27 protein-coding genes are annotated in these 26,317 nt (G+C 40.2%); 18 read left to right on the top strand and 9 right to left on the bottom strand.

Going from position 1 to position 26,317, the window contains the following annotated elements; all coding sequences use genetic code 11:
* Positions 1 to 70: 70 nt before the first annotated feature.
* Positions 71 to 919, bottom strand: a complete 849-nt coding sequence (locus tag AC5JQI_RS10075; RefSeq protein WP_493912050.1) for a MurR/RpiR family transcriptional regulator — start codon at positions 917 to 919, stop codon at positions 71 to 73.
* A gap of 398 nt (positions 920 to 1,317) precedes the next feature.
* Between AC5JQI_RS10075 and zwf the strand changes: the two genes are divergently transcribed.
* The 4 genes from zwf to mdtI all read left to right on the top strand — a co-directional run bounded on the left by zwf (position 1,318) and on the right by mdtI (position 5,139).
* On the top strand, positions 1,318 to 2,793 hold the full coding sequence (zwf, locus tag AC5JQI_RS10070; RefSeq protein ID WP_493912049.1) for a glucose-6-phosphate dehydrogenase: 1,476 nt from the start codon (positions 1,318 to 1,320) through the stop codon (positions 2,791 to 2,793).
* Between the two features lie 281 nt (positions 2,794 to 3,074).
* A complete protein-coding gene (locus tag AC5JQI_RS10065; protein WP_493912048.1) occupies positions 3,075 to 3,824 on the top strand; it encodes a hypothetical protein in 750 nt (249 codons plus the stop codon).
* 618 nt (positions 3,825 to 4,442) lie between these two features.
* Positions 4,443 to 4,805 carry a multidrug/spermidine efflux SMR transporter subunit MdtJ gene (gene mdtJ / locus AC5JQI_RS10060; protein WP_493912047.1) on the top strand — a complete coding sequence of 121 codons (363 nt, stop codon included), beginning with the start codon at positions 4,443 to 4,445 and terminating at the stop codon, positions 4,803 to 4,805.
* A gap of 1 nt (position 4,806) precedes the next feature.
* Positions 4,807 to 5,139 (top strand): multidrug/spermidine efflux SMR transporter subunit MdtI, encoded by a 333-nt coding sequence (gene mdtI / locus AC5JQI_RS10055; protein ID WP_493912046.1) that lies wholly within the window; start codon positions 4,807 to 4,809, stop codon positions 5,137 to 5,139.
* Between the two features lie 113 nt (positions 5,140 to 5,252).
* On the opposite strand, the gene AC5JQI_RS10050 is transcribed toward mdtI, so the two are convergent.
* Complete coding sequence (locus AC5JQI_RS10050) at positions 5,253 to 5,597, bottom strand: RidA family protein (RefSeq protein ID WP_237386399.1); 345 nt, start codon at positions 5,595 to 5,597, stop codon at positions 5,253 to 5,255.
* Between the two features lie 504 nt (positions 5,598 to 6,101).
* Between AC5JQI_RS10050 and AC5JQI_RS10045 the strand changes: the two genes are divergently transcribed.
* The 6 genes from AC5JQI_RS10045 to rnd all read left to right on the top strand — a co-directional run bounded on the left by AC5JQI_RS10045 (position 6,102) and on the right by rnd (position 13,940).
* Entirely contained in the window at positions 6,102 to 6,608 is a 507-nt protein-coding gene (locus tag AC5JQI_RS10045) for a hypothetical protein (RefSeq protein ID WP_493912045.1), read from the top strand.
* Positions 6,609 to 7,037: 429 nt separating this feature from the next.
* On the top strand, positions 7,038 to 8,945 hold the full coding sequence (gene yoaA / locus AC5JQI_RS10040; RefSeq protein WP_493912044.1) for a DNA repair helicase YoaA: 1,908 nt from the start codon (positions 7,038 to 7,040) through the stop codon (positions 8,943 to 8,945).
* Between the two features lie 72 nt (positions 8,946 to 9,017).
* Complete coding sequence (gene tsaB, locus AC5JQI_RS10035) at positions 9,018 to 9,713, top strand: tRNA (adenosine(37)-N6)-threonylcarbamoyltransferase complex dimerization subunit type 1 TsaB (protein WP_493912043.1); 696 nt, start codon at positions 9,018 to 9,020, stop codon at positions 9,711 to 9,713.
* A gap of 118 nt (positions 9,714 to 9,831) precedes the next feature.
* Positions 9,832 to 10,380, top strand: a complete 549-nt coding sequence (locus tag AC5JQI_RS10030; protein ID WP_493912042.1) for a Slp family lipoprotein — start codon at positions 9,832 to 9,834, stop codon at positions 10,378 to 10,380.
* A gap of 442 nt (positions 10,381 to 10,822) precedes the next feature.
* The gene (gene fadD, locus AC5JQI_RS10025) at positions 10,823 to 12,514 is read left to right on the top strand and encodes a long-chain-fatty-acid--CoA ligase FadD (RefSeq protein ID WP_493912041.1); all 1,692 of its coding nucleotides are present in this window, start codon (positions 10,823 to 10,825) and stop codon (positions 12,512 to 12,514) included.
* A 265-nt stretch (positions 12,515 to 12,779) separates the two neighbouring features.
* Complete coding sequence (gene rnd, locus AC5JQI_RS10020; RefSeq protein WP_493912040.1) at positions 12,780 to 13,940, top strand: ribonuclease D; 1,161 nt, start codon at positions 12,780 to 12,782, stop codon at positions 13,938 to 13,940.
* Positions 13,941 to 14,071: 131 nt separating this feature from the next.
* On the opposite strand, the gene minE is transcribed toward rnd, so the two are convergent.
* From minE to minC, 3 genes are read right to left on the bottom strand one after another with little or no spacing between them, the layout of a single operon-like run.
* Positions 14,072 to 14,341: a cell division topological specificity factor MinE gene (minE, locus tag AC5JQI_RS10015; RefSeq protein WP_237387572.1), complete on the bottom strand. Its 270-nt coding sequence runs from the start codon at positions 14,339 to 14,341 to the stop codon at positions 14,072 to 14,074.
* 3 nt (positions 14,342 to 14,344) lie between these two features.
* Positions 14,345 to 15,157, bottom strand: coding sequence for a septum site-determining protein MinD (minD, locus tag AC5JQI_RS10010; RefSeq protein WP_493912039.1), 813 nt, complete (start codon positions 15,155 to 15,157; stop codon positions 14,345 to 14,347).
* Positions 15,158 to 15,180: 23 nt separating this feature from the next.
* Complete coding sequence (minC, locus tag AC5JQI_RS10005; protein ID WP_237387574.1) at positions 15,181 to 15,864, bottom strand: septum site-determining protein MinC; 684 nt, start codon at positions 15,862 to 15,864, stop codon at positions 15,181 to 15,183.
* A 161-nt stretch (positions 15,865 to 16,025) separates the two neighbouring features.
* Here minC and AC5JQI_RS10000 point away from each other — a divergent pair, with 161 nt between their 5' ends.
* The 4 genes from AC5JQI_RS10000 (at position 16,026) to ycgN (ending at position 18,614) form a co-directional block, all read left to right on the top strand.
* On the top strand, positions 16,026 to 16,307 hold the full coding sequence (locus AC5JQI_RS10000) for a YcgL domain-containing protein (protein WP_237387575.1): 282 nt from the start codon (positions 16,026 to 16,028) through the stop codon (positions 16,305 to 16,307).
* Positions 16,308 to 16,351: 44 nt separating this feature from the next.
* A complete protein-coding gene (locus AC5JQI_RS09995) occupies positions 16,352 to 17,437 on the top strand; it encodes a lytic murein transglycosylase (RefSeq protein WP_493912038.1) in 1,086 nt (361 codons plus the stop codon).
* Positions 17,438 to 17,502: 65 nt separating this feature from the next.
* Positions 17,503 to 18,159 (top strand): fumarylacetoacetate hydrolase family protein, encoded by a 657-nt coding sequence (locus AC5JQI_RS09990; protein ID WP_493912037.1) that lies wholly within the window; start codon positions 17,503 to 17,505, stop codon positions 18,157 to 18,159.
* Positions 18,160 to 18,176: 17 nt separating this feature from the next.
* Entirely contained in the window at positions 18,177 to 18,614 is a 438-nt protein-coding gene (gene ycgN / locus AC5JQI_RS09985) for a cysteine cluster protein YcgN (RefSeq protein ID WP_493914655.1), read from the top strand.
* Positions 18,615 to 18,791: 177 nt separating this feature from the next.
* On the opposite strand, the gene AC5JQI_RS09980 is transcribed toward ycgN, so the two are convergent.
* Positions 18,792 to 19,220 carry an NUDIX domain-containing protein gene (locus AC5JQI_RS09980; protein WP_237387578.1) on the bottom strand — a complete coding sequence of 143 codons (429 nt, stop codon included), beginning with the start codon at positions 19,218 to 19,220 and terminating at the stop codon, positions 18,792 to 18,794.
* A gap of 399 nt (positions 19,221 to 19,619) precedes the next feature.
* Here AC5JQI_RS09980 and AC5JQI_RS09975 point away from each other — a divergent pair, with 399 nt between their 5' ends.
* Positions 19,620 to 19,931 carry a PX domain-containing protein gene (locus AC5JQI_RS09975; protein WP_493912036.1) on the top strand — a complete coding sequence of 104 codons (312 nt, stop codon included), beginning with the start codon at positions 19,620 to 19,622 and terminating at the stop codon, positions 19,929 to 19,931.
* A 710-nt stretch (positions 19,932 to 20,641) separates the two neighbouring features.
* Here AC5JQI_RS09975 and AC5JQI_RS09970 read toward each other — a convergent pair.
* Positions 20,642 to 21,076 (bottom strand): META domain-containing protein, encoded by a 435-nt coding sequence (locus AC5JQI_RS09970; protein ID WP_493912035.1) that lies wholly within the window; start codon positions 21,074 to 21,076, stop codon positions 20,642 to 20,644.
* Positions 21,077 to 21,100: 24 nt separating this feature from the next.
* Complete coding sequence (locus AC5JQI_RS09965; RefSeq protein WP_493912034.1) at positions 21,101 to 22,096, bottom strand: 2-hydroxyacid dehydrogenase; 996 nt, start codon at positions 22,094 to 22,096, stop codon at positions 21,101 to 21,103.
* Between the two features lie 253 nt (positions 22,097 to 22,349).
* On the opposite strand from AC5JQI_RS09965, the gene AC5JQI_RS09960 reads away from it, so the two are divergent.
* Genes AC5JQI_RS09960 through AC5JQI_RS09950 form a run of 3 tightly spaced genes read left to right on the top strand, consistent with a single transcriptional unit; the run spans position 22,350 to position 25,526 of the window.
* Positions 22,350 to 24,974, top strand: a complete 2,625-nt coding sequence (locus AC5JQI_RS09960; RefSeq protein ID WP_493912033.1) for a YdbH family protein — start codon at positions 22,350 to 22,352, stop codon at positions 24,972 to 24,974.
* Between the two features lie 35 nt (positions 24,975 to 25,009).
* On the top strand, positions 25,010 to 25,195 hold the full coding sequence (locus AC5JQI_RS09955; protein ID WP_493914654.1) for a YnbE family lipoprotein: 186 nt from the start codon (positions 25,010 to 25,012) through the stop codon (positions 25,193 to 25,195).
* Between the two features lie 10 nt (positions 25,196 to 25,205).
* Positions 25,206 to 25,526 (top strand): YdbL family probable chaperone protein, encoded by a 321-nt coding sequence (locus AC5JQI_RS09950; RefSeq protein ID WP_493912032.1) that lies wholly within the window; start codon positions 25,206 to 25,208, stop codon positions 25,524 to 25,526.
* Between the two features lie 28 nt (positions 25,527 to 25,554).
* On the opposite strand, the gene AC5JQI_RS09945 is transcribed toward AC5JQI_RS09950, so the two are convergent.
* Positions 25,555 to 26,193, bottom strand: coding sequence for an FMN-dependent NADH-azoreductase (locus tag AC5JQI_RS09945; protein ID WP_493912031.1), 639 nt, complete (start codon positions 26,191 to 26,193; stop codon positions 25,555 to 25,557).
* Positions 26,194 to 26,317 lie beyond the last annotated feature (124 nt).

Here is a 26,317-nt window from a genome sequence, read left to right as displayed (position 1 = left end):
GGAAACCTTACTATGCTATCAGTCTGGAGAATTGATAAATAGTGAACAAAAACACAGTCTATTTTATGATTTATTGATGCTTATCAAACCGCGAATTACGCAATGCTTCTTTGACCCTCTTCAAGTTATCCCTGAATTTTGAGCCTCGTCGCAGTGTAAAACCGGTAGCCAGCACATCAATGATGGTAAGTTGCGCAATTCTGGAGACCATCGGCATATAGATATCGGTATCTTCAGGGACATCCAGAAGGATAGAGAGGGTAGCTTCCTGGGCCAATGGGGAACCTGTTGAAGTAATGGCTATCACTGTCGCATCATTTTCACGGGCCAGTTTGGCGATTTCCACGAGATTTTTCGTTCGTCCTGTATGGGATATCAGCACAACAACATCTCCTTCGGTACTGTTAATGCAACTCATTCGTTGCATCACTATATCGTCAAAATAGGTTACCGGAATATTGAAGCGAAAGAATTTGTTCATCGCATCATGAGCTACCGCCGCCGATGCTCCCAAGCCAAAAAAAGAGAGCTTTCTAGCTTGGGTCAGCAGATCAACTGCCCGGTTAATTGCCGCGATATCCAGATTAGTTTTAACTGTTTCAAGATTTGCCATGACTGATTCAAAAATTTTATTGGTATAAGATGTGACGCTGTCACTTTCTTCCACATTACGATTTACATAGGGAGTACCATTGGCAAGGCTTTGTGCCAGATGCAATTTGAAATCGGGAAATCCTTTGGTGTCCAGACGACGACAAAAACGATTAACCGTAGGTTCACTCACATTCGCCATTCTGGCCAGAGTAGCGATGCTTGAATGGATAGCTGTCTGGGGTGAGGCAAGGATGACCTGCGCAACCTTTTTTTCTGACTTACTCAAAACATCAAGACTATTTTGGAGCCGTTCCAATGTGTTCATAAGACGTGGTTTAACCTCGGTTTTAACGATTTCATTAACAGGAGAAATCTATATCATTTTCATGAAAATATACTACTTGTTATTGAAGGCTGGCAGTGGTAAAAACCGGGTAACTTGATATTTTTCATCAAAATATGACAAGTGTCTAACTTTCAACTTGGTAAGATTACTTCTTAAACGTTGTAAACTTTCAATCAATGAACATTATCTGGTACAGACCCTAACCCGTACCCAGTATAAATACAAAACTAGCATGAATGTCAAAACAGTGTACAAAAAGCTGGGATAAGGCATATATAAACAATCATTGTTTACTGCTTATAACCAAAAGAGTACATTACACGCAGTTTCTGTAAAAAAATTACAATATCCCGTAATTGAGGATGAGGAGATGCAACATGGCGGTGACGTCTACAGCTCAGGCTTGTGATTTGGTAATTTTTGGGGCGAAAGGAGACTTAGCACGCCGGAAATTAATGCCTTCCCTTTACCAATTGGAAAAAGCGGGTTATATCCATTCTGATACTCGGATTATCGGCGTCGGCCGAGCTGACTGGGATAAGAAAGCCTATATCAAAGTTGTTGAAGAAGCGTTAACTACATTTATGTCCGAGAAATTGGACCCAGAATTGTGGAAGAAATTGAACTCACGTCTGGAATTTTGTAATCTGGACGTTAATGAAACGGAACATTTCACCCAATTGGCGAAGATACTTAATAAGGATAATTTGCCTACCATTCACTATTTTGCTATGCCACCCAATACGTTTGGTGCAGTATGTCATGGATTGGGAGCTGCGGGGCTGAATAAAGAACCCAATCGTGTTGTGATGGAAAAACCACTGGGAACAGATCTTATCTCTTCCCGATCTATCAATGATGAAGTAGCAAAATATTTCAATGAGAAACAAATCTACCGTATTGACCATTACTTAGGTAAAGAAACGGTATTGAACCTATTGGCACTGCGTTTTGCTAACTCACTGTTTGTCAATAACTGGGATCACCACACAATCGATCATGTGCAAATTACTGTTGCTGAAGAAGTCGGCATTGAAGGGCGCTGGGGTTACTTCGATCAGGCTGGGCAAATGCGCGATATGATCCAGAACCATCTTCTGCAAATATTGACTATGATCGCCATGTCTCCACCGGCTGACCTGAGTGCTGATCGTATTCGTGATGAAAAGGTGAAAGTGCTACGCTCATTGCGTCGGATTGATCATACTAATATCAGGGAAAAAACTGTTCGTGGGCAATACACCGCAGGTTTTGTGCATGGCACGAAAGTTCCCGGTTATTTGGAAGAAGAGGGCGCGAATAAAGCCAGTAAAACGGAATCCTTTGTATCGATCCGTGTTGATATTGATGATTGGCGCTGGTCTGGCGTGCCTTTCTATCTGAGAACAGGTAAACGTTTACCTGCTAAATGTTCCGAAGTTGTCGTCTATTTCAAAGAGCCTTCGCTGAATTTATTCGCTGAATCTTACCAACAATTACCGCAGAATAAGTTGACGATTCGCTTACAACCAGATGAAGGTATCGACATTGAAGTGCTGAATAAAGCACCGGGGCTGGAACATAAACATCGTTTACAGACTACCAAATTGGATCTGAGTTTCTCCGAGACATTTAATCAAACGCACCTTGCGGATGCTTACGAGAGATTGTTGCTGGAAGCTATGCGTGGTATTCAGGCGTTGTTTGTCCGCCGTGATGAGGTGGAAGAAGCATGGAAATGGGTAGATTCTATCATGGAAGCATGGGCGGCGGATAATGAACCTCCTAAACCTTATCAGGCAGGGACGTGGGGACCGGTTGCTTCCATTGCCTTGATTACCCGTGATGGACGCTCATGGAATGAATTTGAGTAACCTGCATACTCTTTGGTTGTATTAAATTTGTACATAAAAATACTCAAGCCGGACTTATGTCCGGTCATCCCCTTTGTTTTTTCAAACAGCAGCTTTGTTAGCGGTACTCATCCATCCCAGTACCGTTTTCTAATGTTTATTCAAATAATATCATGTTGTTGAATATTTCTAACTTTCCCAAACTGAGTTTATTTTCAAATATTTTTGATATTAGTCACGGAAAAAATAGTTTTAATTAATTATTAATTAGCTGCATTTCTAAGAACAAATAGGTAGATAAGATGGGTAATTTTATAAGTAGAAAATTTCGCCAAGGTCAACAGTCACGCTTATTTCCACAGTCATTGAGGCGTGATGAAGGATGCATTGAAGAGCATGATGAGGAAGTGTGCGCTAGGGATCAATGGGTATCAGATCGGATACACCGTCATTGCGAATATGCACCAGAAAACGCGCTGACAAACCTCCATAAAACGTACGCAGATAGAGGGGAAATAATTAATTATAATTGCTTGGACGCATTTAATACTAAACGTGATCCTGTAGGTAAAGGGCGCAGACTTGCTATGCAGCAACCCCATGCTCAATTGGATGAAATCTATATCCTTGAGCGCACGCACTGCCAATTACAAGGAGATGGTGACGCTCATTATTTTATGAAAAGTATAGAACCAATAACGCTACATGTCCCAGATGGTCATTATCTATACGTTATTTACACCGATATGCCTCTGACAGTTATATGTGGTCTTTATGATCCTAATCGGATTCCTGCTATAGGTCATACGTCATTAATAAAAGGCAGGATTCGATTGTATGGCAAGAATAAAAATATTTCTCAGCTAGGTGATAAAGATATTGACTATGCAAAATACCCTGTATTGTTGGCAGGAGAGCTATTTTTCGACGATGGTCGATTGACTATGTGGAATAATCGGAGTGGTCATTATTTTCCTAAAGGGGATAAGGTTGTCTTAAACGCCACTAATTGCATATTGCCCCAAAAGTTATTTAGACAAGTATGGGGATAAAGTCGGCCGTATTCCTTAATGGTAGATTAGTGTTGCTAATGAAATTCTTTATCGCATGAGAATGTGAATTCCGTGGCGCGATCTGCCTTCCAAATCAGATTTTGGGATTGCTGATAAACGATATGATAGTCAGCGTTTGAAGAATATTATTGAAAAACAAAAGCCGTTTCCGGTGATCCCTTATCATAGAAATAGCGAAGTGAAAGTTCAGCGTTATCTCGTTGCTTTTTATTTTTGGTTATGGTAAAAGTATTCCAGTTATTAAGTCTACTTATATGAGGGTTCGTAGTATATCACACAGTAGTAATCGTGTGATGAAAGAATAAAACATCATGAATAGCGCCAAAAGCGTCAACATTCAACATAGTAATAAAATTCAACGTTGCACCCACGTTCTTTTTCTTTCCGCTATCTTATCCAGTGAGCACTACTGGTGCGGTGCCCTTTAGGGCCTTCTCCTGTTCATCGGTTCTTCACCGATAAAATTCTTGTTTGTCAAAATATTTTGCTAAAACGTCAGTTTGATTCTGATATCGCGTATTTGAGTTTGCGTCTGATTCTGTTGGCATATACAGCTTGATGTCTTGGCATACCTATTAGTATGTTCAGGAGAAAAAAATGATTTATTGGATATTTCTTGCTCTGGCGATTGTGACAGAAGTGATTGGTACTTTGTCAATGAAACACGCCAGTATTTCGGGTGATTTTACAGGTATGATCGTGATGTACACCATGATCACAACTTCTTATATTTTGTTGGCGATTGCCGTAAAAAAAGTGGCATTAGGAGTGGCTTACGCCTTATGGGAAGGTATCGGTATCCTGTTTATCACGACTTTTAGTGTACTGTGGTTCAATGAATCGTTGTCATTAATGAAAATTGGAGGGTTGACACTGCTGATATCAGGAATTGCTTTGATTAAAATAGGTGCGAAAAAAGCCCCGGAGAATGTTCTGAATAAAAAAATCAAGGAAGCATAACATGTTAACTCAATTTGAATGGTGGCATGCTGCGTTTTTGGTTTTAGCTGTTTTTCTTGAAATTGTTGCGAATATTTTATTGAAATTATCCAATGGGTTTCAGCGTCTTTGGATAGGTATTTTATCACTGTCTGCTGTTTTAGGCGCATTTAGTGCGTTGGCTCAGGCCGTTAAAGGAATTGAACTTTCCATTGCTTATGCCTTATGGGGTGCATTCGGCATTATTGCTACAATCGCAGCAGGTTGGATTATGTTTAATCAGCGTCTGAATTTTAAGGGATGGTGGGGAATTGTACTGTTATTGATTGGCATGATAATGATTAAAATGGCTTAATTTTTCATGCCCCATTCCTTAAAGTTTATTTGATAAATTCATTTATAAAATGGCATTGGACGAGTTGATAATGTGTTCAATGCCATGCTCTTTTTGGTAAGTTCGGGTTCAGCTTATAAAGCGGCGATGATTTTGATTTCTACCTTATATTTAGGATTCATCAGCTCAGCTTGAACAGTGCAGCGAACTGGGGCACTTCCTGCAACAACCCAAGCATCCCAGGCTGCGTTCATACCTGTAAAATCGGCTTTATCGGCCAGAAAAATCGTAACATCCAAGATTTTGCTCTTGTTTGAACCAAGACGATGTAACAGGGTATCAATGGCCGCCAGTGTATCGGTTGTTTGTTCTGTGATATCACAGTCCAGCTTTTCTGGCACACTAGTATAATAAATAGTGTCATTGTGAACGACCGCTTCTGACCAGCGGGTATCTGGATCAATGCGTTTAATAGTCATTAAATCTCCTGTTAATTCATACAGTTTTTTTCTGAATTGGGTGGTTATTACAACTCAGTGTTGGCATAATTCTGCCACATTTTATTAAAAAATCACCACCAAAGGTGAAAGAACATTAAGTGAAGAAGAGTTAGTTGTTTTTTTCAAATTATCAACTCCCCTAACCTAAACTGGAATGATTAATCTTTTGCAATGAATCAACAACTTACCTAAAGGCGGGATTTCCCGTCTTTTAATACATTGCTTTCACTAATCTCTACTCACTGATATCGCTTCTTTTCTAATAGCAAAGTGAGGTAATGAGAACATATTAAATCGCCTCACTTACCTGCTGGTTTTTGAGTGACGCTTATCAGAGGCGTTTATTTATACTAAATCGGATAGGTTAAATTACCTATATGATATAGCAATTATTATCTCAGCACTCCATTAACGGTGAAGTAATCACGAGTCAAAAAATATTGACGAAATATTTTTTAGGCATTTCATCAGAAGGAGCACGACATGAAGATTGTCAATATATTATTTTGTGCAGCTTTATATTGTTTGTTGATATCCCCAGTTTTGGCAGATGAAAAAATGGTTAATGCAGAAAAAAAACAGGTTCTTTCTGCTGACTATAATATGGAATTTAAAAATGACTCTTTTTCTGTCAATGATCTCGTGATAGTCAAACAAAGCACCGACTGTATGTATGATAGTGGTGCAGATCAGATAAATATTGCTCCCGGCAACCACCAAAGTACCCATTTACAAGACAATGATAATGTATTTAGTGCTTGTACGCTTAGACCTAAATGGGTTGAGTGGTCGGTTTCTAGTGGCTCTATGAGTTGTGCTTTGAGGTTTGAGCGTGGATACGATTTCAGTGAGGTAGGTTGGTATACGGTGATTAAAGGGTGTCCGAATATAGTTAAGAGCGCTACTTGTGGAAATGCTGACTGCAATCAGACTAACGTTTACGGAAGTTCATCGTATATGGATATCAGTGTAGAATTCCTCGTTCAGTGAATCTGGTAATCTTTTCACCCTATACAAAAAGGTGAGATTTCTCACCTTTTAACTCACGTTTCCGTTTCAAACGGAGGCAACGCATTCAGCTAAACTTTTTGCTTAGTTCTAATTGGCTGAAAATTTAGCTGATGAATCCGCCATTTTGGAGGAAGCCGGAACTCTGCATAGGTACACATGGGATAATCTCATATGTTAAAGGGCAGGGTTCTGCTCTGTAGTGAAAATAGCTTCTTTTTCTTACTTTGTAGCTAACCTCAATTTTTCCTATCTAAATAGTGTAAAATTAATTGTTATGCGCCGTATTGAGTGCTTTTTCTATTTGTACATGTGTGTACATACTATGCTTTTTTTCATGTTTTTGTTTTTTATATATTTGTTTATATTAAACATTTTATTATCAAAATCATTTTATTAAAGAGACGGTTTGTGTCAGACGATTTTGCGAAAAATGGTGTACTTGCCAAGGCCATATCGGGTTTTAAACCACGTGATGCCCAGCGGGAAATGTCTTCAGCTATTACGGCTGCTATTAAAAAACAGCAGCAATTGGTCGTGGAAGCGGGAACAGGAACTGGAAAAACATTTGCCTATCTTGTACCAGCTTTGCGTTCTGGTAAAAAGGTGATTATTTCGACAGGTTCCAAAGCGTTGCAGGATCAACTCTATAATCGTGATCTCCCGACTATTGTTGATGCTCTGAACTTTACCGGTAATCTTGCATTGTTAAAAGGGCGATCAAATTATTTGTGCCTTGAGCGTTTAGAACAACAGTCAATTGGTCATTCTCAGTTGGAAACTGAAATATTGGCGGAAGTGATCAAACTAAGACATTGGTCGGCCCAAACGGAAGAGGGAGATATCAGTACGTGTCACCAAGTGGCAGAAGACAGCACAGTCTGGCCGTTGGTCACGAGTACTAATGATAATTGTCTTGGCAGTGATTGTCCTCGTTATCAGGAATGTTTTGTTCTGAAAGCCCGTCGTAAGGCGATGGAATCGGATGTGGTGATCGTTAACCATCATTTATTTATGGCGGATATGGTAGTTAAAGATACCGGATTCGGGGAATTAATCCCGGAGGCGGATGTGGTGATCTTTGATGAAGCTCACCAAATTCCTGATATCGCCAGTCAATATTTTGGGCAGCAGTTAAGTAGTCGGCAATTGATGGATTTATCGCGGGATATTGTCATGGCTTACCGTACTGAAATCCGGGATCAGGCTCAGTTGCAAAAAAGTGCTGATCGTCTCAGTCAAAGCATACAGGATTTCCGTTTATCATTGGGCGGAACTAGTTATCGGGGTAATTTGCGCGAAGTTTTACAGCGGCAGCAGGTTCAGAGGGCATTAGTGCGTTTGGATGATGCTCTGGAACTTTGCTATGACGTAATGAAACTCTCTTTGGGGCGTTCAGCCATGCTGGATGCGGCTTTTGAAAGAGCAACGATTTATCGCAACCGCCTTAAACGTCTCATTGATGTCACGATACCCAATTACAGTTATTGGTTCGAAAGTTATGGTCGGCATTTTTTGTTGGCTCTGACACCACTGTCTGTCTCCGATAAATTCAGTGAGATGATCCGTGATAAATCAGGTTGTTGGGTTTTTACTTCGGCAACTTTATCGGTCAATGAACAGCTTGACCATTTCACGGAGCGTTTAGGGCTGAAACAAGCCCAGACATTGCTTTTGCCCAGTCCCTTTGATTATGAGCGGCAGATGCTATTGTGTGTCCCTCGTCATTTGCCATCGCCAAATCAGAATGGTGGCGCAAAATGGCTAGCCCGCATGTTGAAACCATTAATCGAAAGCAATAAGGGGCGTTGTTTTTTCCTTTGTACTTCCCACCAAATGATGCGTAGTCTGGCTGAAGAATTCCGTGCCAGCATGACATTGCCGGTATTAGTACAAGGGGAAACCAGCAAGGGGCAATTGCTGTCACAATTTATTTCTGCGGGTAATGCATTGCTGGTGGCTACAGGAAGTTTCTGGGAAGGGGTAGATGTTCGGGGTGATGCGTTATCCTGTGTAATTATTGATAAACTGCCATTTACAGCTCCGGATGATCCTTTGCTTAAGGCACGTATTGAAGATTGTCAGCTTAAGGGTGGCGATGCTTTTAATGAAGTGCAACTGCCTGATGCGGTGATTAGTTTGAAACAGGGTGTCGGGCGTCTTATTCGTGATATTGATGATTATGGTGTGGTTGTCATTTGTGATAATCGATTAGTGATGCGTCCATATGGTGAAGTATTTCTGAACAGTTTACCGCCAGCACCTCGTACCCGTGATCTATCAAAAGCGGTTACGTTTCTTAAATCACGCCCATCATAGTCAAAGTAAAATTGTTGGGGCTGTGGTAGTATAGCCCCTTATTTCGAATTCTATTCTTGCCGGAGTTAAGGCATGTCCACGCGTATTTTAGCTATTGATACCGCAACTGAAGCTTGTTCTGTTGCACTTTTGAATGATGGCCTTGTTGAGGCACAGTTTGAAATATCCCCACGAGAGCATACTCAACGTATTTTACCGATGGTTCAAGAAGTATTGTTGGAAGGTAATGTCAGTCTGCAACAATTGGATGCATTAGCATTTGGCCGTGGACCGGGCAGTTTTACTGGTGTACGGATTGGGGTTGGCATTGCTCAAGGCTTGGCATTGGGAGCCGAATTACCCATGCTCGGTGTTTCTTCCTTAAAAACGATGGCACAAGGTGCATTTCGCTTGAAAGGGTCAACAAATGTTTTGGTTGCTATTGATGCACGCATGGGTGAAGTCTATTGGGGACAATATAGTCGTAATTTACAAGGAGAGTGGCAAGGTGATGAGACGGAGGCGGTTTTAAAACCTGAGCAGGCGCAAGAAATTATGCGTTCCTTGTCAGGCGAATGGGTGATTGCAGGAACAGGGTGGGATGCTTATCCTCAATTATTGGATAGTCATTTGACACTGATAACCAGTGACATTACCTTGCCCCATGCGGAAGATATGTTGCCACTGGCGCTTCAAATGTGGGAAGCAGGAGAAACAACGGTGGTTGAACATGCTGAGCCTGTTTATCTGCGTAATGAAGTAACATGGAAAAAATTACCGGGTCGCTAAGGATGTTGCGTTTCCAAAAAAATTAAATTTATGTAACTTGTTGCTGGGTGTGTTATCCATTGGTATAGATAGTTGGGTTACAATGAGTCGATTCGACTTTTCCTGAGTTGGAGGGGTTATGCTCAATGGAACATACTATCGAAGCATTATAAAAACGGCAGTATTATTGGGAACAATGATACTTGTCGGTTGTGTATCAGTGCCTGATGTCATCAAAGGAACAACTAAAACACTGGTGGAAAAGCTATCTTCTGTCAAGAATGCCCCTGAATTATATATTGGGCATGAAGGGCGTTTTGGTGGGAAGGTTCTCAGTATATTAAATGAAAAAGACCAGACTCGGTTGGAGATTTCTACTTTACCACTGGCAGGTAACGCAGCCCCACGTTTAGGGACAGCTTCTTTGGGGCGAATTTATGCCTATGTGAATTATTTTTTAGAACCCAGCGACTTTAAAGATCATTATGTAACTGTTGTAGGTTTGATTACTAGTATTGAAAAGGGAAAAGTAGGTAATAGCCCGTACAATTATGTTGTAATCAACGCCTCGGGATTGAAGAGCTGGCATGAATCTCAAAGAGTGGGATTGGAATATTACTGTGATCTCGGTGCGCCGTGCGTTTCATCATTTGAACCTAGGTCAGTTGCAACCATTTTAACTGAATAAATCCTTCCGGCATCACATTGATACAGACAACTAAAATCTAAGTAGCCCAATTGATTATAGGGCTACTTTTTGTACATGAGATTTTATCTTAAACTTTATTCTTAATAATTATCTTTTATTGAAGCATTATTTATATAACTATTTGGAATAATAGAAAGAACTTTAAGTCAAAAATTAGTAAATTGGTGTATAATCAACTAATTATAAATATAAAATTAATTAATGAAGTAACTTATTGATAAGTAAAGTAAAAAACAAAGGCGGCTGAAGCTGCCTTATTTTTTACCATAATTAATTATATTAAATTAGTGATGTGTATCGCCAACCTGAACATTGTTGCTTTTCAAACTGGTACGCTGAGTTAATAATTTGTTAAATGTATAGTTCTGGTTTGTTTTATGGTCAGTAGTTACACCGCAATTAGATTTCAGGAGTATTCAACTTGGAAAAAGTCTGGCTAAAACATTATCCGGCAGATGTTCCGGCAGAAATCGATCCCGACCGTTATTCGTCGTTGATTGAAATGTTTGAAAATGCTGTGGCGCATTATGCTGATCAAGTCGCGTTTATTAATATGGGCGAGGTGATGACTTTCCGTAAATTGGAAGAGCGTAGCCGTGCCTTTGCTGCCTATCTACAGAATGGACTGGGGCTGCAAAAAGGGGATCGCGTGGCATTGATGATGCCAAATTTATTGCAGTATCCTGTAGCGTTGTTCGGTATTCTGAGAGCTGGAATGATAGTTGTTAATGTCAACCCGCTCTATACTCCACGTGAATTGGAGCACCAGCTGAATGATAGTGGAACATCCGCCATTGTTATCGTTTCTAACTTTGCTCATACCTTAGAAAAGATTGTTTTTAACACACAAATCAAGCATGTTATTTTGACGCGTATGGGAGACCAACTTTCTCGTCCGAAAGGAACTCTTGTCGATTTCGTTGTCAAATATATCAAACGGCTCGTCCCTAAATACCACCTGCCGGATGCTATTGCATTCCGTAGTGCTATGCATAAGGGCTACCGTATGCAGTATGTCAAACCAGATGTAAAAAGTGAGGATTTGGCGTTCCTTCAATATACGGGTGGAACCACCGGTGTGGCTAAAGGTGCAATGCTGACTCACCGTAATATGCTGGCGAACCTTGAACAGGCCAAAGGCAATTACTCTCCGCTGATGAAACCAGGTGAAGAGTTAGTGGTAACAGCATTACCGCTGTACCATATCTTTGCTTTGACAATAAATTGCCTACTGTTCATTGAACTGGGTGGGCAAAATCTGCTGATTACCAATCCTCGGGATGTAAACGGAACAATCAAGGAACTTTCGCGTTACCGTTTCACTGCACTATCGGGTGTCAACACTCTGTTCAATGCTTGGTTGAATAACCCTGAATTCCAGAAAGTGGACTTCTCCTCATTGCGTTTATCTGTTGGCGGCGGCATGGCCGTGCAAAGAGTGGTAGCCGAAAAATGGGAGAATCTGACAGGATGCCACTTGCTGGAAGGCTATGGTCTGACAGAATGTGCTCCTTTAGTTTCAGCCAATCCTCATAATTTAGTTCATTACAGTGGCAATATCGGTTTCCCTGTTGCTTCGACAGAAATAAAACTGGTAGGGAACGATGGTAATGAAGCTCCACAAGGAGAAGCAGGTGAAATGTGGGTGCGTGGGCCACAGGTGATGAAAGGTTATTGGAACCGTCCTGACGCCACTGCCGAAATTCTGAAAGACGGCTGGTTGGCGACTGGGGATATTGCCAATATAGATGAAAACGGATTTTTACACATTGTTGACCGAAAAAAAGATATGATTCTGATTTCTGGTTTTAATGTCTATCCAAATGAAGTCGAGGACGTTGTTTCTTCTCACCCTAAAGTATTAGAATCAGCCGTGGTGGGTGTTCCGAGTAAAAACTCAGGAGAGGCTGTTAAAGTATTTGTAGTTCGTAAAGATTCCGGTTTAACCGAGGATGAACTGAAGGCATATTGCCGTCGTTACCTGACAGGGTACAAGGTGCCGAAACTCATTGAATTCCGCGATGAGCTGCCAAAGTCCAACGTAGGTAAAATTCTTCGTAAAGAATTGCGTAATGAAGAGATGGCAAAAGCGAATCATGCTGCTACGAATTGATTCCTGTTTATTCTTATATCCAGTTGATTTTGAGCAGTGAGTTTGACCTGATAAAAACAGTTGCCTGAAAAAAGATGGATAACCCCAGCCGTATTCGTATTCACATATTGCGGCTGGCATTCTTTATCAAAGTTGTGGTAAGTGAAAAGCGTGTTTAATACTATAGAAATAGCTATCCGGATAAAGGATGTTTAGAAATTTTTATTGTCTGTACATAACTGTGTGCATTATTATATTTTTTTAGTATTTACGGCTATACAACATAATGTATTTAAAGGATATTTTTTTGTTAAATTGTAATTATCAGTTGATTACTACCGATGTCCAATTGCAATCAATCTGTGAACAGGCAAAAAAAAATGCAAGAGTTGCATTAGATACCGAATTTGTTCGTACACGGACGTATTATCCCCAATTAGGCTTAATACAACTGTTTGATGGTGAACAGCTTGCTCTTATTGATCCTCTTGAAATTTCACAATGGCAACCCCTCAGGGAGTTATTGACTGATCCAGATGTACTAAAGCTTATTCATTCTGGTAGTGAGGATTTAGAGGTTTTTGGGAATAGCTTTCAATGCTTGCCAACACCTATGATTGATACTCAGGTATTGGCTGCATTTATCGGTCATCCTATATCATGTGGTTTTGCAACGTTGGTTGCTGAATACTTGAATGTAGAATTGGATAAGAGCGAATCCCGTACCGATTGGTTAGCTCGTCCGTTGAGCGAAAAACAATGCAAATATGCTGCGGCCGATGTTTATTACTTATTGCCACTTGCTGATATTTTGTTGGAAAAAACGGAGCAGGCGGGATATTTGGATGCAGCAAAAGATGAAAGTAATTTGATTGCTCAACGGCGTAATGAAATATTGATGCCAGAATGTGCTTATAAAGACATTGGTAATGCATGGCAGTTACGCCCAAGACAATTGGCTTGTTTGAAAAAACTGGCTGCATGGCGGCTAAATCAGGCGCGAGAGCGTGATCTGGCGGTTAATTTCGTGATCCGCGAGGAAAATTTGTGGCAGGTTGCCCGTTATATGCCGACTTCCTTGGGAGAGTTAGATGCTTTAGGATTGAGCGGACAGGAAATTCGTTGTCATGGTCGCCGTTTGCTGGCGATGGTCGCGGAAAACAGAGATATTCCAGAAGAAGAATGTCCGTCTCAAATTATGAATTTGATTGATTATCCGGGCTACCGCAAGGCGTTCAAAGAAATTAAAGCTGTGGTCACCCGAGTGAGTGAACCTCATCGTTTCAGTGCAGAGTTTCTGGCTTCTCGCCGACAGATTAACCAACTACTTTATTGTCATTGGAAACTGAAATCGCTGGGATCTGAACCTGAATTGCTCAGAGGTTGGCGTGGTAAGTTGTTGGCTGAACCTATTGCTGAAATATTGGCAAATTATTCTGGGCAATAGCCTGGAGCAGTGATGCTAACTTAAAAAAGGCATTAACTGATGTGTATCTGGTTCTTAAATCGGGATGTAATAACATCCCGATTTATCCTTGCGAAGTCATGGCCTTAAATTAAATAGCATAATTTGATGCTTTATTTTGGCGATTCTTCCATCTCAGGTAATGTTACATTAAGTTCTAGTACAGAGATGTCATCATTTTTTTGCTCAAACTGTACAGAAAGCATCTCTGGATCGATTTGTACATACTTACAGATTACTGCCAGAATATCCCGTTTCATCTCGGGCAAATAAGCAGGCTCAGAGTCACCACGGCGCCGCTCTGCCACGATGATTTGTAGCCGCTCCTTGGCAATATTGGCTGTCGGTTTTTTTCTCGACAGGAAGAAATCTAACAAAGCCATGCGTTACCCCCCAAACAGGCGTTTTAAAAAGCCTTTCTTTTCTTCTTCGATGAAACGGAAAGGCCGTTCTTCACCGAGTAAACGTAAAACTGTATCTTCGTATGCTTTACCTGCATCAGAATCTTTATCCAGAATAACCGGTTCTCCTTGGTTCGATGACCGAAGAACAGATTGATCTTCTGGGATGACACCAAGTAAAGGAATACACAGAATTTCCAGTACATCTTCCATGCTAAGCATATCTCCGCGGTTCACGCGCCCCGGATTATAACGAGTCAGCAGAAGGTGCTCTTTGATAGACTCTTTTCCTTGTTCTGCTCGGCGTGATTTAGATGCTAAGATACCTAAAATACGGTCAGAATCACGGACAGATGAAACTTCCGGATTTGTCGTAATAATTGCTTCATCGGCAAAGTAGAGTGCCATCAATGCACCGCTTTCAATACCCGCAGGAGAATCGCAGATAATGAACTCAAAGTTCTGTTCAGATAATTCATTCAGAATTTTCTCGACGCCATCACGGGTGAGAGCTTCTTTATCGCGGGTTTGAGAGGCAGGCAGAATGTATAGATTCTCTGTGCGCTTATCTTTAATAAGTGCCTGATTTAAGCTGGCATCACCTTGAATGACGTTCACGAAGTCAAAGACCACTCGGCGTTCACAACCCATGATCAGATCGAGGTTCCGTAGACCGATATCAAAATCAATAACTACAGTTTTTTTTCCTCTTTGGGCGAGACCGGTAGCAATGGCCGCGCTTGAAGTGGTTTTGCCAACGCCACCTTTACCAGATGTAACAACAATAATGCGTGCCATGAAGCGATTCCTTGTTATAAGGGCTAGACTAAGGTTTCAATAGTTAATTCATTGTTCACCAGACGTAATTTTGCGGCTTTACCGACAAAAATTTCTGGTATTTTTTCGCTGAGCCAATATTGACCGGCAATAGAGGTGAGTTCAGCATTTAAATGGGTGCAGAAAATCTGGCTTTCTTGATCGCCAGATGCGCCTGCCAATACCCGTCCACGTAGCACACCATATATATGAATATTTCCATCAGCGATTAATTCTGCACCAGCGCTCACATTACTTGTCACAATGAGGTCACTATTTGGTGCATAAATTCTTTGTCCTGAACGAACAGGCGTATTAATTATACGAGTTTTTTTGAAAATAGGTTCAGTAGGTTTATTCTCTTGAGTAAGAACCTTCTTACTTTTACCTTCTTTCAATAAAGGAAGTTCAGATTTCAAAACAATTTTTCGTTGTTCTTCATCTTGACAACCGCTGATGCCAACAACACGCAATCCAACCGATTCGATAGCTCGATGGAGTGCAATAAGATCTGCGCCGACAGGGAGGGCAGATATATTAATGACAACGGGAGCATTTTTGAGGAATTCAGGTGCTTGCTGCATTTTTTCCTGTATAGCTCTATGAATGATTTCCGGCTGTTCATCATACAAATGAACAACCGAAAGCGTAAAATTACTGCCTTTTAGCTCAATTGGCGACTGTGGCATCGATATTTTGACTCAGCAAGGTTAAGTTTCCCGGGGTGGTTTTTTTTAATCATTTTCCTAGAATAGACTCAGGGAGACGATATTCTTAAATATAATAAGCATGTTATAGTTAGTGAATTATTCAAGCAAGTCGCAGAGTTAATTTAAAAGAGTTTATAACAATGATTTGTGTAATCTACAGAAGCCTGAAACGTGACCAAACATATCTCTATATTACAAAAAAAGACGATTTTTCGCGCGTTCCGGAAGAGTTATTAAAAACATTCGGTCAGCCTCAATATTCAATGATGATTTCATTATCAGACAGAAAAAAATTAGCCAATGCAGATATTGAAAAAGTAAAAGCAGCGTTGAGTGAACAAGGATTTTACTTACAAGTACCGCCCCCAGTGGAAAGTTTGATCAATGAACATCTGGCATCAAACAAACCAACTAAGCTATAGAGGATGGCTGGTAATTGCCAGGGTCTGAACTAAGGAGCTGATGTATGAAATTAATAACCGGAGTGGCTTTATTGGCGGCAACCCTGTTGACTGGGTGCAGTGCATCAAGTAACAAACAGTTGTATAAGCAATCCGTTTTGATCCCTCTGGCAAAAACAGACGTTAAAGCTCTGGAAGATCAATTTCCATTAAGTTCGCGTGAGCCAACACAATTTCCTGCATATGTGGTTTTGTTGAAGCAGCAGGCTCGCGAGCAGGGAATCAGTGAAAAAACCTTAGATAGAGCATTTGCCAATATTCATTTTATTCCACGAGTCATTAAGGCTGATCGTAATCAACCAGAAAAAAAGGTCACATTGGATGGCTATCTGAACCAAGTCTTGCCAGTTTGGAGGATTGAGCAAGGGGTCACTCAATATGAAAATCATCTTCCTCAGTTGGAAAAAATCAGTCGCAGATATGGTATACCGAAAGCCTATATTGTTGCCTTGTGGGGATTAGAAAGTGGTTTTGGCAAGATTCAGGGAAAAGAAGATGTTATTTCAGCATTATCCACGCTAGCCTTTGAAGGTCGCCGTGAAGTATTTTTTATTAAACAGTTATTGGCAGCGCTGGGAATCATGGAAAATCAGTATATTGATGAAGGGCAAACTTTAAGAGGTTCTTGGGCCGGAGCGATGGGGCAAAACCAATTCATGCCGACTTCTTATTTGACGTATGGTGCAGATGGAGATGGAGACGGTAAAATTGATATTTGGAACAATAAGGAAGATGTTTTTGCGTCAACAGCCAATTACTTGGCTAAAGAAGGGTGGCAAAAAGGACTACCGTGGGGGTATGCCATCTCATTACCTGCTGGTTTTGACGTAGCATTAGAAGGTGTTAAGACTGAGAAGGGAAAAACCATTGCTCAATGGCAGACATTGGGTGTTTCATCGCCACACTTTGCTAATTTACCGGCCAATACCAAAGGTTGGATTGTTATCCCTGATGATCCGGAACAACGGGCATTCTGGGTAACGCAAAATTTTCGAACTATTATGCATTGGAATCGTTCTTACTATTTTGCCCTCAGTGTTGGTATGATGGCGGACGGTATTACACAACGAGTTCATTTCCTTACTCACTGAAAATCGAATTTTTAAGCAATCATCGCTTGAAATAATTGGATTGAAAACAGGCAAAGGAGAATATTATGTATCAGCATAGGGACTGGCAGGGTGTACTGCTGAACTTTCCTGCTAATAAGGTTGTGTGTGTCGGTAGTAACTATGACAAGCATATGAAAGAAATGGGCTCCCAATCCACTGAGGAGCCAGTATTATTCATCAAGCCTGAAACGGCGCTCTGTGATCTCAGCCAACCAATTTCCATTCCTCAGGAATTCGGCTCTGTACACCATGAAATTGAATTGGCCATCTTGATTGGCTCGACACTCAAGAACGCCAATGAAGATCGAGTGAGTAAGGCAATCGCAGGTTTTGCGGTTGCATTGGATTTAACACTGCGTGATTTGCAACGTGAATTTAAACAATCGGGGCAACCATGGGAAAAGAGCAAGGCGTTTGATGGCTCATGCCCAATATCGGGCTTTATTCCGGTTAATGATTTTGGTGAGCCACAAAAAGCCCGGCTTTCTTTAACCATAAATGGTGAATTACGCCAAAACGGCAATACGAGTGACATGCGCACGCCGATCATCCCGTTGATTAGCTATATGTCGCGTTTTTTTACCCTTCGTCCGGGCGATATTATCTTGACGGGAACGCCTGAAGGCGTAGGGCCACTACAATCTGGTGATGTGTTGAACGTTGTTCTTAATAAACATGTTTTGACAACCAGAGCGATTTAACATGAGGAATGACAGAAATTATGTCTCAACCTTTCTGGCTGGTAAAAAACCTGGAACAAATGACAGACCAAGAGTGGGAAACATTATGTGATGGCTGTGGCCAGTGCTGCTTGCATAAGTTGATGGATGAAGATACTGATGAAATCTACTTTACCAATGTTGCCTGTAATCAACTGAGTATTAAAACCTGCCAGTGCAAGAATTACGAAGATCGTTTCAGATATGAACCTGATTGTATCAAATTAACCCGTGAAAACATGGTCACTTTTGAATGGTTACCGCAGACTTGTGCTTATCGTTTGATTGGAGAAGGAAAAAAACTGCTGCCGTGGCATCCCTTGGTCAGTGGTTCAAAATCAGCCATGCATGCGGAGCGCATCTCTGTCAGGCATATCGCTGTACGTGAAGTGGATGTGGTGGATTGGGAAGATCATATTCTTAATAAACCTGAATAGTTTCTTCATTCATTGATATAAAATGGATTTTATATCAATGACGAATGTTTGGGGCATCGTTGTTTTAATATTTGGTTTGATTCCCTGATGTCAGAACAGCAATAGCTAAGAAGTAACAAATATAAATCATCTGCGCAGAAATATATTTTATTTCTGCGCAGATGATTATCGAGGTATCTAACCTCTCATTTCTGTTATTTCTATCGAGTTATCGAAACGTAAATGTTCATCGATAGCCATAGGAATTAACCAGCGCAAATTGTAAATAACATTATCAGGCAACGCATTGGTTTCATAAATACTGACGATCTCTTTTTCAATAGATTTTGCAGAATAAACCCGATCATCATACGTATAGAGAAAGTTTACCTGATAAACATTCGGGCGATTTAAAACAGTAAATAATTTCCACTGGTCAGGATGTGTTTCAATACCAGCCTCTTCAGAAAATTCTCTTGCCATTGCTTGTTGAGGGGTTTCACCTATTTCTATTTTTCCGCCGATGCCGTTGATTTTTCCGTTTTGCCAACTGGGTTGTAATTTAGAAATAAGGGATACATGCTTTTTGTCTTTAGAAAACATAAATCCGGTTACATATTTAATCATTGACTTTTCTCATTTCATTATTAATTTCAAATTTATAAATTTAAATCAATAAAGATGTGATTACTGATTTGGTGGTAATTAATTGTTTTTTTATTTACTTAATAACATTAAGTTTAATGGTTTCAGATAACAACTTTTTAGATAATAGTGAAAAGATAAATAAATTCAATCATTCATTGCAACAAATTTTAATGCATCAAATTATTTCATTGAATATTATTTCCTTGTGGTTTTTTTATAATTACCTTATGCCTAAGACAATGCGATAAAAAATAATACAAAAAAATATAATTTCTTAAATTGCCATTGATATCAGATTATTACTGTGCTTTTCTGGCTTTTAATAGTCAAGGAAAAATGATAACTTACTGGCTAAATCGTCAATACAAGGAAAGAGAAATGGCAAGTTATTTGATTCGTGTGGAGCTTTATGGCACAGGTTCTGACGGTTATGAGAAATTATATAAAAGGATGACGGCGAATCAATTTAGTCAATCTATCCGTTTTCCTAATGGAAAGTGGCATCGTCTCCCAAGTGGAACTTATATTGGTAGTTCATCGTTGGAATCTATTCAGTTAGCAGAAAAAATAAAATCTATGGCAACGCCTTTCTCGAATAGAGAACCTTCAATATTTGTCTGCACTTACAGTAACTGGAGCGCATCGTTATATCCCGAGAAACAACATACGGAATCCGGTTCGGGAGAATGATTTTGTGTGAATGAACATTAGTGGTAATCAACAATAGTCAATAGTCAGTAGTATTCATAGAGAATAATGTACACGTCTGTGTACATAGACTACATTAAAAGCCGTATTATTTTTTTGAAATAATATGGCGATTTTGATTAAGCATTCACTGTTTTTATAAATATATGATTAGCTATGTTCCCGGAGATTTATTCCCAAGGCATAAGAGCTGCATTTCTAAATCTATTGGATATAAGAAACCCCGCCGAAACGAGGTTATTAAACTGATTTATTTTGTATTTCTATGACAAAATAACGCCAATCGTCAGTGTTATGGTGATCCAAACCCCTACAAACGCTATATAGCTTATCAATCTGTTGTTCATTTTTCTTTCCCTCATTATCAAATAAACTTCCATAGCTGCACGGTAGTGGCTTTGACTGTCTGATACAAAAATGATATCGACAGTACTTAATATATATTGGGTAAGCAGCATAAATACCATTCTAATATTTAATACAATGAAGCATGAAATTAGCTGTATTGTTATAGAAGCCGAACAATTCAAATGATAAAAATAAAAAATAAGTTTATTTTTCAAAGTGATATAATTAAGAAAACAACAAATTACCCAGCATTGCACCGGGTAATCAAAGATCATGTAAACACAAATAATTCAAGGCAGAAAATGTTGCATCAGAAGACGGTATCTTGCTCACTGAGTACAAGATTACTGAGAGAGATCCCGCAAAATATAAACTAACGTATTCTTACCATTAACTAATGTAAGTTGCTTACCTTTTAAACTGATTTTTGCCCCTTTAGTTAATACGTCATTGAGCACGTGATCCCACTGATTAAGCCTTTCATTAACACAATACATCTCAGAACCGGTCAAATTTTTTACTGTCAGGATATTATTTTTTAATTTACCGACTCCCATGAAGTTATTGCACATAGTGCCTGATATATTCATTTTTCCATCAAATGAAATAGAGAGTTTGCTGTCATTTTTATTCGAAATATCCTCATTATTGACACTGATTAAATCAAAATGATGATTTTGCAAACCTCTCTTTGTGACACTCTCCGTAGCACTGACTCCTGGAGACTGACATGCTGTGAGTAATAGGGTGGTGACCACTAACTGAATCACTTTTTTCATTTTATCCCCAGATATGCGCTGAGATTATTCAACAATATTCGGACAAGTTTCTCCAGACATTAATTGCTGGATATTTTGTAGAGTCGTTTCACTAATGCTGGTTAACGCATCTTCAGTCAAAAATGCCTGATGACCCGTAAAAAGCACATTATGGCAGGAAGACAAACGGCGAAAAATATCATCTTGAATAACGTCATTTGATTTGTCTTCAAAGAATAAATCACGTTCATTTTCATAAACATCCATACCTAATGCGCCAATTTTTTGTTCTTTTAGTGCATTGATGGCAGCAATGGAGTCAATTAACGCACCCCGGCTGGTATTGATGATCATCACACCATTTTTCATCTTACTGAATGCTGTTTCATCCAATAAATGATGGTTTTCTGGTGTCATGGGACAATGCAGGGAAATTACATCAGATTCAGCGTATAAAGTATCTAAATCTACATATTCCACACCCATGTCCAAGGCTTCAGGATTTAGATAAGGATCATGTGCTAATAAATGCATACCGAAACCTTTCAGAATTCGTAAAGTAGCGAGGCCGATCTTTCCCGTGCCGACAATACCTGCGGTACGTTTATACATATTGAAACCAGTCAGACCTTCAAGGGAAAAATTGGCATCGCGGGTTCGTTGGTAGGCGCGGTGAATACGACGATTCAGACATAACATAAGCCCAACAGTGTGTTCAGCAACTGACTCAGGTGAGTAAGCGGGGACTCGAACAATTTGAATGCCAAATTCTTTGGCTGCGTCAAGATTGACATTATTGAATCCGGCACAACGCAGGGCCAATACTTTGATATTCATTTCTGCCAGTTCTTGGAGCACTTCACGTCCGCCATCATCATTGACAAAAATACAGACAGCATCTGCACCAATGGCATTTTTGGCTGTTTGTGGACTCAGAGGAAAGTTAAAAAACTCGATATGATAATCTAGACCAAGTTTTTGGTTGAGCATTTCAAGATGTTTACGATCATACTGCTTTGTACTATAAACCACCAATTTCATAGCAACACCTCCGTCAATACAGTAACTGCAAAATCATTCGAGCCCATTCATTGAATCCACTTTGCCGCATAAGCTGCTCGCAATAATGACGTTTATTGAAGGTTATAAGCATTATTTATCGCTCTATACTCGAATAAATTGCTGATAAGCTATTCATAGCGATAGCTTGTATAATAAATCGGCTTATAGCCTGATATGAGACTATCATAACAGGAAGTTGCTCTTAGGTTGAAAAAGAAGAGATATGGATGTGATGACCAAGATATTAAAAGTGTTCGCAGTGATAGTAATGTTGTTGGTGTTATTGATACTGGTGGGTTGGTATACAATTCCGCGCTGGTTGCCATTGATTGCCAGTCATTGGTTGCCACAAGGAGTTACTCTTTCTTTAAGCCAGCCTAAATGGAAAGAGAGTGGGTTATGGTTGGATGATCTATCATTGAAAGTGAAAAAATGTGAATGGATCAGTGTGTCTGGGCTATCATTAGGATATTCACTTAACGGAAATACCCAAGATCGTTATTGGGATGTTCACACTGCGAATATTGATAGTCAAAGCCAATGCTTGGCGCAATTAACGGTCATGCAAAAACAGTCAACTCCTCTATCCATTCAGAAAATATTATCCTCTATACCTTCTGTTAATTTTATTGCTGAACATTTTACTCTCTCTCCTTGGCAGACATTTTCCGGTAAACTTCAATTTAATTCATCTCCTCAAAATCAAATATTCTCTTATCAAGGCGAGCAATTAAAGCTAAGTGCAAGTATTACAGATAAAAAAACGCTCATTATTCAGCAACTTTTTGTAAGGTTACCGGAGCAAGAAATTAAGCTGAATGGGAATATTGCCTTACCTTTAGATCTTGAAACCCTGCCAGAACAAGGTCAAATCACCGCTTATTTATCTCTGGGTCAATATCCTGAGCCGTTACACTTAGCACTGAAATGGCAGGGGCAGAGTGGCCAACTTATCGTCAGTGCAGAAAAGAAAAAACAAATACTGGCGGAATTGCCCTGGTCATTCAATACATCTCAATTTCAGATAACCGGTGGTAGATGGCAGTGGACAGATGCCGGCCAGCCATTATCTGGAAGAGTGAATATCACGCTTGAACAATGGCAAAAAGGCTTGGATGGTATGTCTGTCAGTGGGCGGTTAAATTTAGTCACTCAAAATAAGCAGGGTAAAGGTAATATTGTTCTTTCCGTACAACCGACACGAATTAATGTCACCAATACTCATATTCCGTTTCAGTTGACTGGGCAAATGAATAGCGACCAAATGATTATGACGATGTCATTGCCTACTGTTGTCACCGGATCATTCGTTTCCCCTAAAATCACTTTTCAATCAGGGGCATTATTTCGGGCATGGGGAAAAATTAGTGAAACCTTTACTATTACAGAAGCTCGTTTGCCCTTGGCCGGGACTTATCTGACTCGTAATGGACTCACCGGTCGTCTTCAAGCCATTGTAAAAGCACGGGACGACTATTGGGGAAAATTTAAATTGCATTTAGATGGGTATGCAGCAGATTTTATACCCGATCAGGGAAACTGGAAATGGCGTTATTGGGGTAATGGGAATTTACCTCCGTTACACGCCAAATGGGATATTGCCGGTAAGGGAAATTGGCTGCAATCACAGGTAACAGTGGAGACGTTGAATACAGGATTTGATCGCATTCAGCATGGTTCTGTGCAAATGAAAGCTCCGCGTTTAAAACTAATCACGCCATTGGTTTGGGAGCGTGCCTTAGATCGTCCAAAATTAATGGGAGATTTGCAATTATCAGCCCAGGGAATAGAATTTCGCTCTGGTGGTTTTTTGCCTCTCTTTGATTTTAAGGCCACATTGAATGGTCAATCTCCGGACAATTTTATTCTGAATGGTAAATTGTACTCCAAGGGGATTGGCCCCATTCCATTTTATGGGCGTTGGGATGGTGAACGATTAAGAGGTGAAGCCCGCTGGCCACGGCAATCCTTATTAGTATTTCAGACATTGATTCCGCCAGACTTAGGAATTACGGTGCGTGGTGGAAATGTTTATGCACAAGCCGCTTTCTCAGCGTCGAAGGGGCAAGGATTACGTGCTGGTGGTCATTGGGTAGTCAAAGATGCCGGTATGTGGCTGAAAAATGGAACCGTTGATGAGTTGAATTTTGTTCTGCCGTGGCGTTTGCAGGATCATACTTGGCAATTAGGGCTGACATCACCTGTCCAATTGCGAATTAAAGCAATCAATGGATTGTTTGATATGCATAACGTGACAGCTGATCTTCTGGGTTTCTATCCACCAACTGAGCCAAAACCATTGGTACTGACCAATGTAAACGTTGATATTCTGGATGGCAAAATGGGGATGGATAAGTTACAGCTCCCACAAAAAGAAGCGGCTGTATTGAAATTTAACAAATTAAGCCTGAGTAAATTGTTTGGCGTGTTAAAAATCAAACAAATGGCGATGTCAGGTAAAATCAGCGGTGAATTGCCTGTATTGTTAAATGATAAATACTGGATTATTCAGAAAGGCTGGGTATCCAACGAGGGTTATTTGACATTGAGGTTGGATACAGACACGGTGGATTCCATCGGCAAAAATGATTTATCAGCAGGTATGGCAATGGATTGGCTGCGTTATTTAGAAATCGGCCGTTCGCATGCATATGTTAATCTCGATAACTTGGGAATATTGACATTGCATTCAGAAATCAGTGGTGTTAATCCTCTGGTAGATAGAAAACGTGAAGTCAGGCTCAACTATCGCCATGAAGAGAATATTTTTCAATTATGGCGTAGTCTGCGTTTTGGCAATGATCTGGAAGAATGGTTACAGAAGAATATATCTGTAATGGGCAGGGGTGAAAAATGATAACAGAAACTGGATTCAGGTTGCCGATAGCCAAAATGGGGATGATGTGGGCTGGAATAATGTTGGTTAACTTGGCATTACTGGGGTGTGTCAGGCTGGAGGTAGCAACACCGGATAAGCCTATCAATATTAATATGAATGTAAAAATTGAGCATGAAATTCATATTAAGATTGATCGACAAATTGAAGATATGCTCAAAAATAATTCTAACTTATTCTAAAGGCTAAGATATGAAAAAAGCAGGAGTAATATTTTTGTTGGGTCTGCTATTCAGTTCTTTTGCCATAGGCATGACGTTGAATGAAGCCAAACAACAAGGCCTGGTGGGCGAGACATTTAGTGGCTATCTGTCTCCCGTAAAAAACACCTTGAATGCTCAATCTATGGTTAAAAGGATTAATGGGGAACGGGAAAAGAAATATGCTGAAATAGCGTCTCAGAATAATATGACAACAGATCAAGTTGCGAAAATAACGGGTGAAAAATTAGTGAATCGCGCAGTTTCAGGGGAGTATGTGCTTGGTATTAATGGTAATTGGGTGAAGAAATAAGCGCGCCGTTTGGCGCACTCAATCCTGATTAAGCGACAGCTTCTTCGGGCTGCGTTTGTGTCATTTTTTCGATGATAGTATCCACCGCATCCCGGACATCCTGATGTGTCTGGTGGGCTGATTCAGCCCCCAGTGCCAAACCTTCCGCAAATATGAATTCCACGTCCGTAATACCGATAAACCTGAGAAAAATACGCAAGTATGGCGTTATCAAATCTGTAGGGCTATCGTTATGAACGCCGCCGCGGCTGGTCAAGATAACCACACGCTTATCTTTCAGCAAACCTTCGGGACCATTTTCCGTATAGCGGAAAGTTACGCCAGCGCGGGCAACCAGATCAAAGTAGGTTTTTAACTGAGTTGGAATGGTGAAGTTATACATTGGTGCGGTGATTACAATAACATCATGTGTTTTTAATTCTGTAATCAGTTCATCTGACAGGGCCAAAGCTGATTTTTGGCGCTCTGTCAATTCTGCATCGCTTGGACGCAAGGCTCCGACCAACTCTCCATCTAATACCGGAACGGGGTTTTCTGCCAGATCGCGTATAGTAATGTTGCTATCTGAGCTATTGGCTCGCCATTTTTCAATAAAATAGTCGGCCATTTTATTGCTGTGAGAAAATTGTGCCAGAATGCTGGATTTCAGAACCAGTACGTTACTCATTCTTTATTTCCTTTATTAAACATTAATACGATGATTTGAAATTAACAACTTGATTAATTATCGCGTGATGTTTGGTATTTTATATAAGGAATTGTTCAAGCGATAGCTTGATATTTTGAGATAA

This window comes from Xenorhabdus sp. XBWT (assembly GCF_059072735.1).
Note: the sequence above shows the minus strand (reverse complement) of the source record. Positions and strands in the feature narration are given on the sequence as shown.